This is a genomic window from Chitinophaga costaii, from assembly GCF_900094705.1.
GTDB classification, from domain to species: domain Bacteria; phylum Bacteroidota; class Bacteroidia; order Chitinophagales; family Chitinophagaceae; genus Chitinophaga; species Chitinophaga costaii.
Window position 1 is genome coordinate 1 of the sequence record NZ_FMAR01000003.1, and the last position, 17779, is coordinate 17779.

Sequence of the window (17779 nt, forward strand, 5' to 3'; positions counted from 1 at the left end):
TTACGTGTTCAAAAATTTTAATCCGGTCCCTTTTGAAAATGAAAAACTACTAAGCTACCTTTAGAAAACCGTCCAGTTTATAAGGGGTCGATACAATATAAGCCCACGCACCCTGGATGCCTACAAAGGATTTTACAAGCTGGTTATTGCGGCAGCCCGCAACGTAGGTATGGATCACCTACCGATCAACAGTGTAAAAAATGGTCACTGCCGGCTCCTGCTCAACGAAATATCCAGGATCAAAAAGTAGGCTGGTTCGGCGGCAGGTTCATCCCGTACCACAACCAGGGCGCTAGCTGTTACCGGTACATCATACATAGGAACGCCGGGCCAGTTGTCACGGTTTAGTACTGCCTTTAAAAGACCGGTGCTAACCGGAGATCCATCTAATGATTTATTCCCACTATTTGATTCAAATAGAGACTCTATTTTTCGCTTCATCGTATTATGCGGAACACTTGTTCCTGTCTCCCATCCAGAGACCGCGCGAATAGTTACCCCTAATTTATCAGCAATTTCCCACTGGCGGCCCTAAATGCACCACTTATTATCGTTGATTCCCCCCCTATCAGCAAAATTAAACATTACGCATACATCCTGTGAGTGTACTACATTGGAGGGATACACTCCGGTTAAGGTTTATATAAGTTCTTTTTAAGCTGTTTGTCGATGAAAGCTGCAATATAGCTAGGTAGATTTAAAATAAGCCATTGATAAAATAGCTTTGCTTCTTTTCAAAAAGTAATGTAAAATGAAGCAAAAAACGTTAGGACTACTGACTATATTTATTTTATGTCTATCCATTATTTCAGGTTGTGCCAAAGATGACGATAAGAGTGATGATGACAGTACGACCGATTATGTTCCCGCCAAAGGATTCGCGGAGTCCGATGAAGAGCCCGAAGGAACTGCGCTGGTATTACCAGATGGGCTCAATTTCGAAGGAATAGAACCATATTATATTCTTGACGAAACCGATTGTAATGGTGAACCAAGGGTAGGGGCACCGGCGGAGGGTTATGTTCCGCTCTGTTTGTTATTCAGAAATACCTTGCAGCATCCTATTACTTTACAACTTCCTCCCGGTTTGATTTTTATTTCTAAAGAAACAAAAATACAAAATGGTATCCTGGTCCAAAAAATCAGCAAGGAGATACCGGCTCAACAATATTTGTATGTTCCCATAAGGGCGCAATGTATTAATCCCGGCAGGTTTATTCCCGGGGTGGGAAATGTTTATCGTATGGGACCGGTAACACAAAATGGTCCTATGCTTGATCTTATAAAAAAGCTGGCAACGAAGAACCTGGCAGCAACCGGAGATATTAATATAGATGCTGATATCGAGGCGAAAATACAGCGTTTGGTATTTAACGTGGCTAGAAATGGTAAAATGAATGACTTTGATAAATCATTATTGGATCAGTTGCCCAATCTATAGGGCTTTGATAAAATGAGGATGACCTGTCTTACAAAAAAGACAGGTCATCTTTTTTAATAAGAGAAATCCGCAAGTTAGGGCAAGCGAAAGGGCAATGCAGTTTTGAAAAACAAGGACGGATGGTTCATCGACTGTTTCCACTATTCGACGACGATAATAGCCTTCTGTCTACGGTAATATTTTAACCGGTTTCCGAGGAATATTTTTGGTTTCAGCAATAAAATTTTAGTGTATTGGCTCAAATCTTTTTGCTATTGGATGTGTCATCAGCTGCCTTGTCTTCATGTGACGGGTTCACTTCGGTAAGTCGTAAAATAAATAGGGAAACTGCTGTTGGATTCCGGTAATGAAGGCCTCCGTTTATAAAAGTACAGCAGCATCTTAATTAATGCTTAAAAGAAAAAACGTATGAAACGAAAAAAAAAATTATACAGCACCTTCATTATTTTGGCCCAGCTGTTAGTCATCTCGGTTTTTGGTCAGGAAAAGATGGTGAATGGCAGCGTGCTAGATCCCAATGGGCGTGCGCTTGAAATGGTATCTGTACAGGTGAAAGGAAAAGCAGTAGGTATTGTCACCGATGCATCAGGAAGATTTTCAATAAAAGCGGGCGGTGCCGATATCCTGGTGTTTTCTGCCGTAGGTTTTAATGCACAGGAACTACCAGTAACTGCTGATTCTTTTTATACAGTAGTATTATCGCCAGAAAATGCGGTTTTAAATGAAGTAGTGGTAACTGCCTTGGGCATAAGAAGGAACCGAAATACGCTTCCTTATGCAGCTCAACAGATCACAGGAGATGATTTAAACAAAACGGTAACATTAAACCCGGTAAGTAATTTATCAGGAAAAATTGCTGGTTTGCAGATTACGCAGGCCAATACAATGGGTGGGGCTACCAATGTGATACTTCGGGGAATAAAATCATTAACTCAAAGCAATCAGGCGATGTTTGTAGTGGATGGGGTACCTTATGATAATACGGACAAAAGCCTCAGAAGCTATGATTTGGGTAACACAGCGTCGGATCTGAATCCTGATGATATCGAATCGGTAAGCGTCCTGAAAGGTGCGGCGGCATCTGCATTATATGGTTCAAGAGCCATCAATGGCGTGATCATGATTACTACCAAAAAGGGGACTAAAAAGAAAGGTAACCAAGTGAGCGCCAATTTTGGAATTACAATGGGAAAACCGGATAATAGTACGCTTCCGGTATACCAGACGGAATATGGGCAGGGTTATGGTAGTGCGGGATATGACGATGATTATCCTGATAATGATGGGTTCTTTTATTATGTACCCGCTCTATTTAGCAACGGGCAACGCCTGATGGTGGTACAGACAAATAATGATGCCGCTCTAGGCCCGGCTTACAACCCCAATTTACTAGTATATAACTGGGATGCTTTTACACCCGGAAATCCTAATTATGGAAAGGCCACTCCGTGGATGCCTGCTGCACACAACAGGCCTCAGGATTATTTTGAAACACCTGTTACTACTACCACCAGTGTGCAAGTGAACAGTAGTGGCGAAAAGGGCATGTTTAAATTAGGCTATACACATGATGATAACAAGGATTTTATGCCGAACAGTCATTTAAAGAAAAATCTTGCCAGCTTTTCAGCGTCGCACAAATTGATGGATAAGTTAACGATAGCTGCCAGCATAAATTATGCATATATTGGCGCTACCAACCGATACCTCTTTCCTTATAGTGGTGGTACCAGTCCCATGACGGATTTCAGGCAGTGGTGGCCAACGAACATAGATATAAGGCAGCAAAAAGAGGATTATTTTTCTACAAAAACCAATGCAACCTGGAACTGGCAGACATTTGATTATATGAACAATAAATCCGGAAGCATTGGCCAGCCTGCGTATCATGATAATTTATATTGGTTTGCATACCAGAATCCTCAAAACGACAGCCGTAGCAGGTTTTTTGGAAATATACAAATCAACTATGCAATAAATTCATTTGTGACGGCTACCGCCAGGGTTTCAAAAGATTTTTACAGCCAGCAACTAGAAACAAGAAACGATGTGGGCAGCCAGACGACTCCATTCTATTACCGGTATGACGAAAAATATGATGAAACCAATTACGACCTGATATTGAATTTCGATAAAAAACTAGGAGATAATATCAATTTAAAAGCCGTGCTGGGCGGCAATATAAGACAAACCAAAAGTGAAAATATGAGCGCCATTACAAGTGGCGGTCTAGTAGTACCCGGATTTTTTGCTATTTCAAATTCGCTCAAAACGCCGGCCGCACCTGTTGAATATGTGGGCAGAAAAGAAGTAGATGGTATTTATGGAGGAGTAACAGTAGGCTATAAAGAGTTGCTTACACTGGATGGTACATTAAGGCGCGACCAATCCTCTTCATTGCCTGCTAAAAATAACAGTTATAATTATCCTTCCTTGTCTTTGAATTTCCAATTCTCAAAATTACTGCCTCAGCTCCCCTGGTTAACCAGTGCAAAAGCCTGGGGTAACTATGCTGCTGTAGGCGGAGATGCTCCTTTGTATAGTGTACATAATACCTATATATCCCGCGTGCCGTTCAATTCACAAACATTGTTTTCAACATCGTATACCAACAATAATCCCAATTTAATGCCCGAGCGTCAGAAAGGTTGGGAAACTGGGTTAGAGGCGGCGTTCCTGAATGACAGGTTAGGATTTAGCGCTACTTATTACAAAACAAAACAAGTAGATCAAATTATGCCGGTTAGCGTATCTATGTCAACAGGATACGCCTCTTTCTTTGTGAATGGAGGCGCTATTCAAAATAGCGGTTTTGAGATTAGTTTCAATGGAACGCCTGTAAGAACAACAAACTTTAAGTGGAATGTAAATGTAAATTGGAGTGCAAACAGGCAATTAGTTCTTTCCCTGTATAACGCTCAGCCATCCTATACGGTAGCTGTTTACCAAAACGCCGTGCGACTAACCGCTGTGATAGGCAAGCCTTACCAGATACAAGGCACAGACTATGTATATCTAAATGGGCAAAGGGTAGTAGATGAAACAGGTCATTACAAAATTTCAGATAATATTTATTCCGATTTAGGTACGCCTAACCCGGATTGGATTGGTGGAATCAATAATACGTTGCAGTATAAAAATGTTTCATTAAGCTTCCTGGTAGATGCACGCAAGGGTGGCAGTGTTTATTCGTTAGATATGGATTATGGTTCAAGTTCCGGTATTTACCCCCGCACCGCCGGACTAAACGATTTAGGCAATCCCGTGCGTGATCCATTGACGGATGACGATAAAAGTGGCGGTATCATTTTACCTGGCGTTACAGAAGATGGCAAACCCAATACAAAACGGATTGACGAGTCTGATGCAAACAATGGCGCTTTTTCGTATGGATCTTCCAACAGAGAAGCCCGCCGTGAATTTGTATATGATGCCAGCTATATAAAGCTACGCGAATTGGCTATCGTATATTCTTTTGCGCCTAAAGTATTTACACAACATTTTGATTTTATAAAAGGAATTGATTTGTCGCTGACCGGCAGAAACCTTTGGATTATCCATAAAAATATTCCTTATGCTGACCCTGAGCAGGGGCAGGCATCGGGCAATGCATCCATGGGATTTCAAAACGGGGCCTATCCGACCATTAGAACAGTAGGCGTATTAGTGAAGGTTAAATTTTGATGAGCAGAAATGGAACTAGATAAACAATAATATATAACCTGAATGGTAGAATTAAAACCCGCCAACCGGGCAGAAATAAAAAAACTACAAATGAAACGCCCATTTAAAATTTTTTACACATAGAGAATATATGGTATGGCGTTCCATTCGATCAAAATAAAAAATAAAAAAAATGCGAATGAAAACAATATTGAATATAAGTACTTTTATTTTTGTTGTCTTAACAACATCCTGTACTAAAGGCATCACAGACTGGAATATCGATGGCAAAAATGCATCTGATGTTCCGGCATATACATTATTTACAACAGGACAAAAAGCGCTTGTAGATGCCTATAATTCGTCCTCTGTCAGCGTGGCGCCATTCCGTGTGTTAGCACAGGAGTGGACGGAAAATACTTATATTCAGGAGGCACAATACAATTTTTCGGACTATAATGCAAATGCAGGATGGTGGCAGCGTTTGTATGGCACTTCTACTCCTAATGGCGGAACAACTGTCAATCCGGGCGTCTTATCCAACCTGGAAGCTGCCAAAAAGAAATTTGCGCTGGATATCTCAGATCCTGCAGTAATGAGAAATAATAGGATCATCGCTGATATTTTGGAAGTGTTTACCTACCATTTGCTGGTGGGCACTTATGGCGATATTCCTTACTCGCAGGCAGAGAATAACACCATTCCCTACCCTAAATATGATGATGCGAAAACGATTTGGACGGATTTACTTTTGCGATTAGATACCTGTATATCAGGGCTGAATGAAACAGCTAATTCCTTGGGAGCGGCCGATCAGGTTTATAATGGTAATACGGCTGCATGGAAAAAGTTTGCTGCTACCTTAAAATTAAAAATGGCATTGCTGCTGGCAGATGCCGACTTTGCAACTGCGTCTGCAAAAGCGCTTGAAGCGGTTAATACAGGTATTTTTAGTTCAAATGATGATGATGCAGTCATGCATTATGATCCTAGTTCGGTTACAAATGCTAATCCGCTTTGGCAGGGCCTGGTAAATAGCGGGCGACATGATTTTGTACCCAGTAATTTACTGGTAAATATCATGTCCGATTGGAATGATCCAAGACTTGCACTATATTTTACTAAAGATTCCCATGGCGAGTATAGCGGTGGTGTTCCCGGAGCAGGGAACGGGTATGGTATTTTTTCTGACTTTTCTCCTGCCATGCAGACGCCGGATTATCCGGGTGTGCTGCTTAGCTATGTGCAAACAGAGTTTTTGTTAGCTGAAGCTGTTGAAAGAGGTATTCCTGTGGGTGGTACCGCTGCATCACATTACAATAATGCTATTGTAGCATCGATCCGCTACTGGGGTGGAACAGAGGCAGATGCGAACGAATACCTTTTGCAACCGGCTGTCGCTTATGCAACGGCTACCGGAAACTGGCAACAAAAATTGGGTTATCAAAAATGGATAGCCAACTACAATATGAACTGGGATTCATGGTCGGATATCAGAAGATTGGGACACCCGAATCTTGATGTAGTAAATCCACCTATTGGCGCAAAAGGTCAGCTTCCCCTGCGTTTCACCTATCCGGCTAATGAATCGGGTTCCAATGCCATCAATTGGCAAGATGCTGTAAATAAAATTCCTGGAGGAAAAGATGTGGTGGGAGCTAAATTATTTTGGATGAAATAATTAAAAAAAACGTGTCGTTCGTCGACGAAAATCGTTATATATCTTCTAACAAAAAAATATTTCAAAACAAACCTAACTTTGCATATACATAAAAGGCCTCTTGTTGAGAATTAAATATACCATATTAAAACAATGGTTTTACTGGCTGCTTTCCTTTGGGCTATTGTCAGCTATTTATGGAACAGCATACGATAGTTATGAGCTGGGCGCAAAAGTGATCCTGATGCTGCTACCCGTGCATATGTTGTATTTTTATTCGATTACTAATTGGGTGTTGCCACGGTTTTTCTTTCGTGACAAATATGTTAAAACATTTTTTCTATTACTGCTGCTAATACCAGTAATTGCAGTGCTGTACCGGCTGGATGAAATTTTTATATCCAACCCATATATTTTTCATTATTACACCAACCGAAATATACAGGTGAATTGGCCTGAAATGAGCCTGCCCTGGTTCAAGCAGCTATTGCGTCCGCTTGATTTTGCCAATGCCCTCGAGCGTACCAACACGGTGGTGTGGATTTGTGTAACGCTCAAATTATTCATCTTGTGGAATGAACGAAAACAAGCGGTGCTTCAGGCAGAGCTGAACTTTTTAAAAGGTCAACTACATCCACATTTTCTTTTTAACTCGTTAAATAACCTTTACGCACTTTCTTTGGACAATGCCCCCCAGACGCCGGAAATTATTTTGGGCCTTTCCAATATACTTCGATATGTGCTTTACGAATGTACTGCTGAACGGGTATTGCTAAAACGGGACATTGAAGTGCTGAACGATTATATAGAACTGGAAAAGCTTCGGTATGAAGACCGGCTGGAGCTGAATGTAAATATCAGTGAGTATCCAACCAATGTGGAAGTGGCGCCGCTGCTAATGCTTCCGCTTGTTGAAAATGCCTTTAAACATGGCGCTGCGGAAACCACTGATACGCCATGGATTAATATGGAATTATATATTACAGGCGATACTTTAACTTTCAAGATTTCTAATAGTAAACCCGAACAGCCGGTTGTATGCGCTTCCGGCCAGAAGGTGAAAGGGAAAATAGGGCTGCTTAATTTACGGAAACGGTTAGATTTGTTATATCCTGGTAAACACGCATTGCGGTATTTTGATGAAAGCGACTGTTTCATTGCAGAGCTGAGTGTTCAATTATCTTCAACCAATAAAAAGAAAGCATGAAGATACGCACACTAATAGTGGATGATGAGCCTCACGCCATGGAGATTATAAGAAAGTATGCCACGCAAATTCCTGAAATAGAAATTGTAGGCACTTGTGGGAATGCTATTGAAGCTTTTCAAACTATTCAGCATAATAACATAGACCTTGTATTCCTGGATATAAAAATGCCCCGTCTTTTAGGTACAGATCTGGTTCGCAGTCTTAAAAGGCCTCCAATGATTATTTTTACAACCGCCTACCAGGAGTATGCTATAGAAGGGTTTGATCTCAATGCGATAGACTACCTGCTCAAACCCATTCCCCTTAAGCGGTTTCTACAGGCTATAGATAAAGTAATGCATTTTTTAGATGGCGATGATAAAAAGCAGGAAGTTGGAGAAAGTTCTAATCCTCAGGTAACTCAAACCGCTCATCATTTTATATACCTGCGTGTAGATCGTCGTCTTGTAAAAGTGAATACAGACGATATCTTGTGGATTGAAAGTTTAAAGGATTACATAAAGGTGACTACTAAGGGAAAAGTATTTTATACAAAGCAAAAAATCAGTGTAATGGAAAAGTTGCTGCCTATGGGTGAATTTTTGCGTATCCACCGGTCATTTATTATTCCTTTGAATAAAGTGGAAGGTTATAACCCCAATCATGTACTTATTGCCGAAACCAAAATTCCCATCGGGCGTAATTATAAGCAAATCTGTGCCGATAAGTTTGATCCACGGGATGGCTTTAGCTGCCCGCAGGAGGGGGCAATTATTTAACCTGTGGCAATAACATTTAGTAAAGCAAGTAATACTGAATGCAGCTATAATGGGTAGCACCGGCCATTCAAAACTGTTAGATTGAACTTTGCTGCTGTTCCCGTCCTCACTTTTAGAATTATTCCATCCGGGGTTGACGGATTACCTGCCCATCCGGAAAGGGTAGCAGCATAATTTTGCAGGTCGCAGCGGTACCATTGAAAACGCCTGAAATCCTTTTATCGTTTAGGCTTTGGAGCGTCTCGATTCCTATGGATTGGTTAAATGCAGCGTCTTAACTAAAAGCACTGATCATTGTTTGAAATTTTTCAGTGTTCCAATTATTGAGCCGCTGATTAAATTTTCCCGCATTTAAAAACATATTGTCACCTACATACTAATAGTGCTGCTGAATACGCCGTTCAGCTATGTCCATTGTACAGTACCCCATTGTTCAATAGCCAATAAGCGGATGTAATTATCACTGGCAAACTAAAAAACCTATAATACTTCATTGCCTTTATACGCCTTAAGAAAATACTCTCCATCAGCAGGTATTTGGATAGCCTGCCTGTTGGCGGCGTCTGCAATAATTCCCACTACCTAAGGGTTGTCCACCTGTTCCCATATAATGGTGTAATGTTCGCCAATACCCGGATAGGTGATAGAGGGTGCTGTAAGATTCCAACGGTAAATGAACGGTGTTTGTGATTTTGCTGAAAAGCCTGTAACAAATAATATAAAAAAGAATGCGGAGGTTATAAAACATTGTTTCACCTGTTTCATTTTGTTATTAAAGTTGATAAAGGTACAATGCTAAACATAGCTACAGGCTTCTGTAAATGATACCGACAGGATTGAGATTCAAGTGATACACCACCGATTAATATATGAATGAAATGTGCCTGCACAGTTTTAAAACAAAGTTGAATGACCTGGTCCTACGATCACAGCTAGTACAACGGCCTTGTAATTGTGCCACCTACTTTCTTTTATAATATACTTTTTTACAAGCCTCGTTCGTCCATAAAATCTGCTTTTCAACGACAAAAGTGTTCATACATCGCCGCTATTTGTATAGGTGTTCAATTAGTGTCAATCTTGCATTTTATCAATAAAAAATAGTTCATTCATCTATTTAAAAAATAAAATGACAAGTATGAAAACGCTTTCTATGATCGCCTGCACAGTGTTGCTGATTGCAATTGCCTTAAGACTGCCGCCCAATCTTCTTTACAAGAAACAACAATAAATCAATCAACAAAAATGGAATCACTTACAACACCGTTGTACAGAAGTTACCAGGGTGGATATTTTCAAACATTAATTGCGCCGGATCAAACCGGCAATACGCTTGCCCTGCTTGAGCTTACGCTGCCCAAAGGTGCCGAACCGCCAGCGCATATTCATACACTTGAAGATGAAGCTTTTTATGTGCTGGAGGGTGAAATAAGCGTAACCGTAGCGGATAAAGTAACAGCGTTGAAAGCCGGAGAGGCTTTGTATGCACCCCGCAATATCCCGCACTCGTTTAAAATATTAACCGAAAAAGCAACGATTATGAATCTCATTACCCCCGGAACGCTCTGGAATTATTTTATGGAATGCAGCGAGCCAATTAGCCAAAAACCAGAAACGGTGGGGCCAGTTGCGCTGTCTCCTGAAAAGATGAAAACCATGCTGGATAAGATTTCCAATGTGTATAAAGTTAATTTTTTATAAACCCTTAATAAATAAAAGCCAAAATGACAACAAAATTATATGTGGCCCTGATGGCAATATCCCTATTTACGGCTTGTTCGAACAAGGAAGAGGTTACTGTACCTACAGAGTTTAAAGCAGATGAAGAAACTTCTGCGCTGGAATGGAAGGGAAGCGCCCCCGACCATTTCCATATCGGTGCTTTTAAAGTTTCAGGAAATCTGCAAACAAACGGAAGTGGAAAAATAACAGGTGGCGACTTCACCATCCCTATTGCCAGCATCAGCAATTTTGACCTTACGGATGCCGCAATAAGGGAACAATTACTGAATCACTTAAAAAGCCCCGACTTTTTTAACGTAGCCGTGCATCCGAACGCTACATTTCATATTACAAAAGTAGAACCCTACAGCAACACCGCTTCATCTGCTAATACCATTATTAGTGGTGATTTTACCATGATAGGACAAACCCACAGCATCCAGATACCAGCGGTAATTAAAACAGAAAATAATAAAATTTCAGCGGAAGGCAGCTTTAAGCTGAACCGGCTGCAATGGGGCATGAACAGTTTTAACGATCCTGAAGCTGAGCTTTATATCCTGCCTGATGTGGACATAACCCTAAAGCTCAATTTCAAATCATGAAAATAACAGGCAATACGTATAGTCAGCATTTGGTGAAGTGTAATGAAAGGTGAAGACTGGCTATAACAGTATTAAAGCAAAAAATTTAAAATGAAACAGCCATGAATCCCGATAATTAACGGGATCATACCCCAAAGGATATTTATTGAGGCTATTCCATGTGACCAAAACAAGTAATAAAAAATAAGCAAATGAAAAAATCAGTTACCATTATCAGTTATATCTGTATAGGCCTATTTTTATCAAGCCTGCTTTATATCTCCATTTTGGCCTGGGCAAATCCTGAAACTGTAATGGCATTTGTCGAAGTAGAATTAAATAATAATGACGCCAAGAGTTCTATTAGGGGCGTATATGGCGGCGTAGGCTTCTTTTTGGTCGGTTTAGCCTTAATTATATCCATCCGGAATCTGCAACACGGCTTGCTTTTCTTTACGGCTTTTTGGCTGATGTATGCTGTTTCCAGGATACTCACCACAATTGTTGATGGTCCTTTGGAAGCATTTGGAAATACCTGGCTGAAAATAGAACTAAGCTTTGGCCTGTTGAGTTTAACATTATACCTGTTACGTCGATATGTTTTGAAAATAAAAATGGCTCGTTTTGCTAACGCTTAAGCTTGACCTTTTGTGTAAAAACAATAGAAAATATTAAGTAAACCAAACGCCCATGTCAAAATGATTTTTTCACAAACACGGGGAAGTATATAGGAATTTCCATGAGGCCAAAGAAAGAAATAAACAATACAAAATGAAATTAGTTAAAGTTTCAGGAAGTATTATTTGACCCCGAAAAGATGTACGGTTCATTGGGCGCAAGACTGAACAGGCATTGGGTTTGAGATGGTGAAAATGCTGTATGACAATCCGTCCCTCATCTTTATTTAATGCACAAAAAATAAAATATTTAATCGTGAATAAAAGTTTATTAATAGCTGCTTTATTATTTATCGGGTGTTCCAAAAATGCTGAGGAAGGCCAGGCGCAAGGCTGGGGCGAACAACCAGCGCTACCTGTTGTGCAGGGGCAGGCAACTTTTTCGATGTCGGGCAGTGAAAATTACGTCAATGTAATGGGGAACACCATACCAAGAATGCCGCTTTTCCCTTCCTTATCGGTCAAAGGTGGTATAGCCAGGGGGTATGTGGCCGATTTAAGCGGAAAGCCTTTAAAGGGTGCGCATATCGGTTTGTCCTCAACTATGGATGGTGGTTGGTATTCTAGTGGCAGTGGGATTACTAATGACAATGGGTATTATGAGTTTACGATACCAACAGGCGCTGCTTATTTCTTTGGCACAGCCGTTACGGTAACCTATAATGAAACGCCGGCGGTGATGGCACTGTACCCGGTTGGAGGCACTACGTCTTTCCCCTCCGGTAGCGGCGTTGTCAAAAACTTTGTGTTGCTGTCCTATGGCCCAGCCAATCCGGAGGCGGTAGCGCAGCAGCCGAATAATGAAAGCAATTACTATGGCGGTGCGCTATTGTTCAATTTCCATATCAATTATGAAGGTGACACCCCAATTCCGGAATACCTGCCTGAAAATGGGGTTATTGAGATAGAACTGATACCCCTGGGCACCGGGCTTTACGGCGAAACCAAATCATTTAAGATTACAAAAAAAATCGGCAATATGAACGCATTCAATATTCATAATATCCCGGTAGGAAAATATACCATTAACGCCAAAATGAGCGACGGGCGCAAGTTAAAGATGAACGCAATAGGCACCAAAGCGAATGTATACGAGTTTTTGGGGCTTAAACCGGATAATGCGGTGGGAACCTCTACGGTAACCTTCACACCCAATCATCAATATACGCCGGTGATGGTGCCCTCTTTTAAAAGTAACTGGGACGCATTGGAGATTGGCTTAAAATTATAAATATTTAAAAAAGACAAGATGAATAGTTGCTCTATCAGAAGACTTTTTCTTTTTGCAGCACTTTTTGCTTTAGGGATTTCCTGTAATAAAAGTGATACGAATATGCACGGCAAACCTGCAGATCCCATAAAGACTGCACCCGGCCAGCTAATGGGCACAGCCACGAAAGCTACGATAGGTGCCGCGGGAGGGGTTATAGCGATGCCCGATCAGTACATTTCCGTACAGATACCGGCCGGCGCGGTGGATGCGAATACAGAATTTTCCATACAGGAAGTAACGCCTAATGAGGCAGTAAGCACTGGTCGCCTTTTCAGGATATTACCCGAAGGCATCATCCTAAAAAAACCAGTGGAAATAACTTTTCGATATACGGATGCAGATATTGACGGCGGTGGAGAAGATTATCTCTATCCTTGTTACCAAAGCAGCAACGGGGTATGGCATAAAGTTATGGACTGCACTTTAGATAAAGGGAACAAGACCTTAAAAGTCGCTACCACACATTTTAGTGACTGGAGCTGTTTCAGGGAAATTGATATTCATGCCCAAAAAGAGGAGATAGGCTCTAAAGAAGAAGTGGAGCTAAGTGTTTTTGCAATGGATTCTTATAAGGAAAACGAGCAGTCTGAAGATTTGGTTTTGACAGCCATTCCCCTTACGTCTGATAAAATCGTAGCGTGGAAAGTAGTATCTGGTGGTGGCACGATTTCCGGTGATAAAAGCGCAAAAGTAAAATATACCGCACCCGCTACGGATAGTAAAACGGAGGTAATGATTGAAGTAACCGTTAAAAACGTACTCAGTCAGTCAGATCCCCGCCGTCCCGGCAATGGCGGTCTTTCTATTGTAAGAAAAAAAATAACCATTTTGCCTGAAGAATATGTGATCTGGACAATAGGCGGTAAAAAGTACACGGGTATGTTTTTCGCTTTAGGCGTATTTGATGGCCATGCTATTATGACGGCTACAGCTGTGGACAATGAAATGAGTTTTCATACTAACGGTACGAAGCTGGGTAAATATAGCTTTGGTGAGCTGGACGATCCTAAAACATCCACCTTTAGTGGCACTGATGGTTATGTAACCTATAATAGTGATTATACGGAGTGCGTTACTTTTAAAAAAGTGGTTGGGGAAGGTGCCGTTGTTTTTGAAACTTTTGGCGAAAGCGGCGGCGGAATAGTGCAGGGAACATTTGAAGGAACACTATACAAAATCAAAAATTGCGAGGTTACGAACCGGCATATTGTTGGGTCTTTCCGGGTAAAAAGGACTTATTGAATTATAACTGACAAGACAATGAAGCACATATTCATCATCTGCCTGTGCCTGTTGACAATATCTTGTCATCTGACTTTAAAAAAAGGAGGCACTGAAAGTTTAAAAAAAGAATTGCAGGCGGCCGAGCAAGCATTTTCTGATGCCTCCGCACAAAAAGGATTTTATAACGCCATGCTGGATGTGGCGGCCAATGACATTGCACTGTTCGATACCGGAGATACTGTAATACGCGGGATGGACTTTATCAAAGAAAACATACGCAAATATCCGAACGGCACTAAACCTCCTTTTAGCCTCACCTGGAAAGTCGAAAAAACGGATGTGGCAACAAGTGGAGATATGGGTTATACCTACGGCTGGTACAAGATGATCGTAAAAGACAGCCTGGGAAGAGATAAAATAACCAAAGGTCTTTACAATTCGGTATGGAAAAAAATAAACGGGGTGTGGAAGCTGGTAATGGATTGAGTATTTTTGAACCGGAGACAATAGGGATGTGTTTATATTTTCAAATCCTTTCCGAACGACAGGCTATTAGCACATTAGGCGGTTAGGAACTATATACTATATACACAGTAAGATGATTCTTAAAGATGTGTTAACGTTTCTCAAGCTTGACAACAATGACCCAATACCTTACGACCTTCTGTTACTTGCCGATCCTTCGAAACGGCTGGTTGATCAATATTTGAAACAATCCGATTTATATATTGCAAGACAAAATGATGAAACGATTGGGGTAGTGGTTTTATTTCCTTTGGCAGCAGAAGTAGTGGAAATAAAAAACATGGCAGTAAAGCCAAATTTTCATGGCAAAGGGGTCGGGCATTATTTGATAGAGAATGTTGTGCAGGTGGCATTACTTAACAAGCAAAAAAGCATTTGCATTGGAACAGCCAATTCAAGTCTTGGTCAACTTTATTTGTACCAGAAACTTGGCTTTGAAATAACCGATATAAAAAAATATTTCTTTACGGACAATTATGCTGAACCTATTTACGAAAATGGCATTCAGGCAAAGCACTTGTTGGTATTGGTAAGGCAATTGAATGACTTGCAGAAAGATAAACTTTAGTTTATAGAGTCAATAAACTTGTTAGCTGGAATGCGATTGCTTTTAAAGGCAATTACTGAACGCTTTTTATAATGGCGTCTATTTCTTTTTGCATTTCTTTGGACATAGCTGCATTCCTTACCGAGAAATGGTCGGCTTCGGGTACTGTTATCACTTTTATATTTAATCCTGTTTTTGCTGTTTTGGCTTTATAAGCATTAGCCGATTCGTTTAAAGAAAAGTTGTCGTTTTCACCAACATAAATGTAAACAGGGCCGGCTAATTTTTTAAGTTCTTTGATATGGGCAACGGTATATAAAGCCATATCATACGCTTTCCACGCATTTACAACAGATGGTGCTATCACGCCAGTTTGATTATCCATTAATGGAATTGGTCTTCCTGCTGCATTGGGTATTCCAAATTCAGCTTCGAAAGATTGTTGTTGCCCACCTTCACCTTCAAATCTTTCCAACTGAACAACTTTTCTTATGGTTGTCCTATATTGACCATTCACTTTCATAAATCCTCTTTCTTTACGTTCATTATCGAAGAAGAAGTTTTTATCCTTATACAAGTTTACTCCTGTAAAATTGCTGAAATCTAAAGGATCCGGAGAAGTAACCCATGTGCCACCAAATTTATCAGGAAAATGTAATGCCAGCCAAAGCGATCCATAGCCGCCACTGCTCTGGCCAGTTAAAAAGTGAAGTTTAGGATTACTTGCTACCCTGTAATTGGCTATTAAATAAGGAATAAATTCATTGACCAGCGCTGTTCCCCAGGAGCCATTTATTCTGGAATCCACAAAAGCATGTAAACCATAGGGCGTTTGCGCCTCTGGATTTAAAAACACGTAGATTTTTTCTAGGCCTAAACCAACGCCATACAATTCACGTACTTTATCGTACATGGCATGGTAATGCGTTCCACCCCAACCGGGATTAATAAAAATGACAGGATAAGTGCGCTTCTTATCTTTGTGATAAGATGGCGGTAAAAATAGCCCGGCTATTATATATGTATTTTTGTTTTTTGAAGAGGTCAGTGATGGGGATAGAAATTTAACCATTTTAGTAGAATCATTTTCTTTAAATGGCTGTTCTTCCATAGCAAAATTCAATACCAGGTTGACAGTTGTCGGCTTACCCTTTACCACTTTTGCCACTTCTTCTTTTCGGGTATATAAATTACCAACCGCCAATTTTCTTCTTTCAGAATTGTTGGTATCTAAAATGGCGATCATCCTATAATAACCGTCTGCTAGTTCATCCATTCTTTTGTTTAAAAAGTTGGCTGATTCGGATAAAGTAATGGTTCTTTCGGGAGTCCAATTATTAACCGTTATCGAAAAGGCCGCTTCATTTTCAGAAGCGTCATTACCGAAATGTTGTGCAGTATCACTCAATGTGTACACTAAAAGTTTGCCAGTATAGGGTCCTTTTAAATGGGGGGACAGTTGTATATGAATGGTAAGCTGGGCACTTGCATTAATAGAAAATGCTCCTATTAATACTGCTAAAGAAAATAATTTTCTCATCTTAAAATGATGTTGTTCTAATAATAGGTCGTTTTTTATCTCTGCTGTTGAGAAGGATATCTAAATTTTTTTATGGCTCTTGCTTAAGCCTGATTGGGTGGTTCATTCTCATGATAAAAGCAGATAGTTTATTATCATTGTTTTTTACAATACCTGTTCACCAGTTTTTTATGGAATCCTGAAACGCTGGCAATGAAGTTGAGCAGCCCAAAAAATGGGGTCATGAGCGCTCCCGCTCCTGCAGGGCGCATATCGCTTACTTTTGAAACCACTGCCAATGCCAGCAGGTTATTGGGCATTCCTTTAAGGTTGGTTTTACCGTCGGCGGCAAGGCCGTATAAAATACGCAGTGCATATTCAAACCCTTCTGAGCCGGGAACAATTACCGTGGTAAAAACAACGGTCTGGGAAGACGTGTTTGAAAAACGGTGTGCCTTTCCAGCTTCTACCGTCAATTTATCACCAGCGGCAAGAAGAATGGTTTTACCCTTGAATCCAATAGTTAACACGCCTTCGGTAACCACAAAGGTTTCTGAAAAGTTTTTATGATAGTGCAACGGTGTGCCGCCGCCGGGCATTAAGGTTACCTGCAAAGTGGTAATGCGGCCATTAGTAGCTGAGGCAGTTTGCATAAAAGTTACCTGGTCTCGGATGACGGGGTTGATGATTGTTTCATTCATATACTATGCATTTTTACATTTTCATTATCCTGTTTTAAATAATTGTCTTGTGTTTATTTAGATTGGGGTTGTATATAAAAGTACTGTCGCTTCAGGTCTTGGCTCATCCTGCATTTAAATAGCATTTTTTTGGGTGCTGGTATTTTCTTATTTCCAACTGAAATTTTACGTGAAATGCAAATGTAGTTTTGGGAAACATCTCTTTTAAAACAAGGCGACAGATACAACCATTGGCGGTTATACGGTAGCTTTTGTAGATGAGCGAAATTAAGCGG

At 40.6% G+C, this 17779-nt stretch carries 16 protein-coding genes; 12 read left to right on the forward strand and 4 right to left on the reverse strand.

Annotated features, from left to right (window positions below; genetic code table 11):
* Positions 1-204: 204 nt before the first annotated feature.
* Complete coding sequence (locus GA0116948_RS20990) at positions 205-441, reverse strand: hypothetical protein (RefSeq protein WP_123891702.1); 237 nt, start codon at positions 439-441, stop codon at positions 205-207.
* A 310-nt stretch (positions 442-751) separates the two neighbouring features.
* On the opposite strand from GA0116948_RS20990, the gene GA0116948_RS05165 reads away from it, so the two are divergent.
* The 5 genes from GA0116948_RS05165 (at position 752) to GA0116948_RS05185 (ending at position 8732) form a co-directional block, all read left to right on the forward strand.
* Positions 752-1441: a hypothetical protein gene (locus GA0116948_RS05165; RefSeq protein WP_089709603.1), complete on the forward strand. Its 690-nt coding sequence runs from the start codon at positions 752-754 to the stop codon at positions 1439-1441.
* Positions 1442-1849: 408 nt separating this feature from the next.
* Positions 1850-5125: a SusC/RagA family TonB-linked outer membrane protein gene (locus tag GA0116948_RS05170; protein ID WP_089709605.1), complete on the forward strand. Its 3276-nt coding sequence runs from the start codon at positions 1850-1852 to the stop codon at positions 5123-5125.
* A 178-nt stretch (positions 5126-5303) separates the two neighbouring features.
* Positions 5304-6785 (forward strand): SusD/RagB family nutrient-binding outer membrane lipoprotein, encoded by a 1482-nt coding sequence (locus tag GA0116948_RS05175; protein WP_165798341.1) that lies wholly within the window; start codon positions 5304-5306, stop codon positions 6783-6785.
* A gap of 100 nt (positions 6786-6885) precedes the next feature.
* The gene (locus GA0116948_RS05180) at positions 6886-7971 is read left to right on the forward strand and encodes a sensor histidine kinase (protein WP_205686051.1); all 1086 of its coding nucleotides are present in this window, start codon (positions 6886-6888) and stop codon (positions 7969-7971) included.
* On the forward strand, positions 7968-8732 hold the full coding sequence (locus GA0116948_RS05185; protein ID WP_089709609.1) for a LytR/AlgR family response regulator transcription factor: 765 nt from the start codon (positions 7968-7970) through the stop codon (positions 8730-8732). Before GA0116948_RS05180 ends, GA0116948_RS05185 begins: the two co-directional genes overlap by 4 nt.
* Positions 8733-9006: 274 nt before the next feature.
* On the opposite strand, the gene GA0116948_RS21760 is transcribed toward GA0116948_RS05185, so the two are convergent.
* Positions 9007-9093 (reverse strand): hypothetical protein, encoded by an 87-nt coding sequence (locus tag GA0116948_RS21760; RefSeq protein WP_108675024.1) that lies wholly within the window; start codon positions 9091-9093, stop codon positions 9007-9009.
* Positions 9094-9977: 884 nt separating this feature from the next.
* On the opposite strand from GA0116948_RS21760, the gene GA0116948_RS05195 reads away from it, so the two are divergent.
* The 7 genes from GA0116948_RS05195 to GA0116948_RS05225 all read left to right on the forward strand — a co-directional run bounded on the left by GA0116948_RS05195 (position 9978) and on the right by GA0116948_RS05225 (position 15305).
* Positions 9978-10433, forward strand: a complete 456-nt coding sequence (locus tag GA0116948_RS05195) for a cupin domain-containing protein (RefSeq protein WP_089709614.1) — start codon at positions 9978-9980, stop codon at positions 10431-10433.
* A gap of 23 nt (positions 10434-10456) precedes the next feature.
* Entirely contained in the window at positions 10457-11059 is a 603-nt protein-coding gene (locus GA0116948_RS05200) for a YceI family protein (RefSeq protein ID WP_089709616.1), read from the forward strand.
* A 191-nt stretch (positions 11060-11250) separates the two neighbouring features.
* Entirely contained in the window at positions 11251-11676 is a 426-nt protein-coding gene (locus GA0116948_RS05205) for a DUF4345 domain-containing protein (protein ID WP_089709618.1), read from the forward strand.
* Positions 11677-11971: 295 nt separating this feature from the next.
* Positions 11972-12946, forward strand: coding sequence for a carboxypeptidase-like regulatory domain-containing protein (locus tag GA0116948_RS05210; RefSeq protein WP_123891701.1), 975 nt, complete (start codon positions 11972-11974; stop codon positions 12944-12946).
* A 102-nt stretch (positions 12947-13048) separates the two neighbouring features.
* A complete protein-coding gene (locus GA0116948_RS05215; RefSeq protein ID WP_089709622.1) occupies positions 13049-14230 on the forward strand; it encodes a hypothetical protein in 1182 nt (393 codons plus the stop codon).
* A gap of 18 nt (positions 14231-14248) precedes the next feature.
* Positions 14249-14698, forward strand: a complete 450-nt coding sequence (locus GA0116948_RS05220; protein ID WP_089709623.1) for a YybH family protein — start codon at positions 14249-14251, stop codon at positions 14696-14698.
* A 112-nt stretch (positions 14699-14810) separates the two neighbouring features.
* Positions 14811-15305, forward strand: coding sequence for a GNAT family N-acetyltransferase (locus GA0116948_RS05225; RefSeq protein WP_089709626.1), 495 nt, complete (start codon positions 14811-14813; stop codon positions 15303-15305).
* Positions 15306-15357: 52 nt separating this feature from the next.
* Here the strand turns inward: GA0116948_RS05225 and GA0116948_RS05230 are convergent, their stop codons facing one another.
* Together GA0116948_RS05230 and GA0116948_RS05235 are read right to left on the reverse strand one after the other, a co-directional pair.
* Positions 15358-16824 (reverse strand): alpha/beta hydrolase, encoded by a 1467-nt coding sequence (locus GA0116948_RS05230; protein ID WP_089709627.1) that lies wholly within the window; start codon positions 16822-16824, stop codon positions 15358-15360.
* Positions 16825-16958: 134 nt separating this feature from the next.
* On the reverse strand, positions 16959-17504 hold the full coding sequence (locus GA0116948_RS05235) for a cupin domain-containing protein (RefSeq protein WP_089709629.1): 546 nt from the start codon (positions 17502-17504) through the stop codon (positions 16959-16961).
* Positions 17505-17779 lie beyond the last annotated feature (275 nt).